4 protein-coding genes are annotated in these 1,550 nt (G+C 69.0%); 3 read left to right on the top strand and 1 reads right to left on the bottom strand.

The genetic code is table 11. The features are described from left to right. A partial coding sequence (locus I0Q12_RS19810) for a pyridoxamine 5'-phosphate oxidase family protein (protein WP_197253816.1) occupies positions 1–390 on the top strand: 390 nt, incomplete at its 5' end. 78 nt (positions 391–468) lie between these two features. Then, complete coding sequence (locus I0Q12_RS19805; RefSeq protein ID WP_197253815.1) at positions 469–984, top strand: DUF1360 domain-containing protein; 516 nt, start codon at positions 469–471, stop codon at positions 982–984. A 66-nt stretch (positions 985–1,050) separates the two neighbouring features. Here the strand turns inward: I0Q12_RS19805 and I0Q12_RS35155 are convergent, their stop codons facing one another. Next, entirely contained in the window at positions 1,051–1,191 is a 141-nt protein-coding gene (locus I0Q12_RS35155; RefSeq protein ID WP_374068743.1) for a hypothetical protein, read from the bottom strand. A gap of 13 nt (positions 1,192–1,204) precedes the next feature. Here I0Q12_RS35155 and I0Q12_RS35150 point away from each other — a divergent pair. Further along, on the top strand, positions 1,205–1,550 hold a 346-nt coding region (locus tag I0Q12_RS35150), incomplete at its 3' end, for an MBL fold metallo-hydrolase (protein WP_374068742.1).

Below are 1,550 nucleotides of genomic sequence, written 5' to 3'. Positions count from 1 at the left end.
CGGGTCGCGACCCGGTCGCCGAAGGGGCGTCCGGCCATGACACCTCTGTGGTTCCTGTACGACCGAGGCCGGCTGTTCCTGGCCACCGGCCGGGACACCGTCGCGGCCCGCAACACCACGGTGAACCCCGAGGTCGTCGTGCTGCTCGACGCGGAGGGGAAGGGCCGCTCGGACCACGTCCTCCGGGTCCGCGGACGCGCGAAGGTACACCCCGGAGCCCCGTCGCTGCGCGCGCTGGCGTTGCTCGGCCGCAAGTACTACCTCGGCGGCTGGCGCTCGGAGCTCGGGCACATCCGCCTGTGGCGGCTGCGGACGCGCTACTACGGTCAGGCGGAGGGCGCGGTGATCGAGATCGAACCGCTCAGCGCGGAGCTGCTGCCTCGCCCCTGACGTGAACTCGTGGGCGCCGGATGATTGAGGTCGGCGAGGACGGGTAACTCGTTTGCACCCGCGAACGAAGGAACCCCGATGACTCTCACCTCGGAACCCGCAGCGAAGCTCGACAGCCCCCGTGACGAACCGGAGGACGAGCGGAATCTCGGCGGGCACCTGATGGTCCTGGTTCTGTACGGCGTTCTCGTTGTAGGCATCGCTGCGTTGTCGGTGGTGACCGGCAGACAGCTGCCCCGGAGAATGAGCACCCGCGATCTGCTTCTCGCCGCGGTTGCGGTCCACAAACTGTCGCGCACGATCACCAAGGACGAGGTGACCAACCCGCTTCGCGCACCGTTCACCGACCACGACGGCGACTGCGGGCCCGCAGAGGTGATGGAGTCCCCGAAGTACCGGAACGGAGCCCGGCGCAGCCTGGGTGAACTACTGACCTGCCCGTTCTGCTTCGACGTCTGGGCCGTTGCCGTTCTCACCGTGGGGCGGGTGTTCGCGCCGCGCCCGACCGCACTCTGTGTGGACGCCCTCGCGGTCCTGACAGGAGCGGACTTTCTTCATCTCGCGTACGCGAGGGCCCAGCAGGTCGCGGGGTGAGGCGGACATGATCACTCTCGGCGTCGCCGACGGCATCCATCTGATCGGCCACGCACACGTCAACTGCTACGTCGTCGAGGACGACGACGGGGTGACCTTGCTGGACGCGGGCCTGCCGAGCATGTGGCAGATGGTGGAGGAGGTGCTCGCGCGTTGCCGGCGCGCCCGGGCGGCGAACCCGAGGTGGTCGAAGTGGGCGTGGGTCAGGATCAGAGCGCGGATGTCGACGGGGGCGCGCCGCGAGTGGAATGTGCCGATCCTCGTCCATCCCGGCGACGAACGTCTGGCCGCGCACCCCTACCGCTACACACCCCAACGCAACCGGTTCCTCTACGCGCTGACCCACCCCCGGTCCCTTCCGATCCTCGCTCGCATGGCGGCCGCCGGCGCGCTCACGGTGAAGGGTGTCCGGGACGTCGAAAAGCTTTCCACCGGAACCGCATTGGATGTACCGGGGCGACCGGTGGCCGCGCATACGCCCGGGCACACCGACGGCCACTGCATCCTGCACCTGGCCGATCGCGGTGTGGTGTTCAGCGGTGACGCGCTCGTCACGCTCGATCCCT

It is taken from the genome of Rhodococcus sp. CX, from assembly GCF_015865005.1.
GTDB lineage: Bacteria > Actinomycetota > Actinomycetes > Mycobacteriales > Mycobacteriaceae > Rhodococcus.
Note: the sequence above shows the minus strand (reverse complement) of the source record. Positions and strands in the feature narration are given on the sequence as shown.

Excerpts from the sequence above, each read along its gene's own strand:
- I0Q12_RS19805 (WP_197253815.1), top strand. The coding sequence starts at position 469 with ATGACTCTCACCTCGGAACCCGCAGCGAAGCTCGACAGCCCCCGTGAC.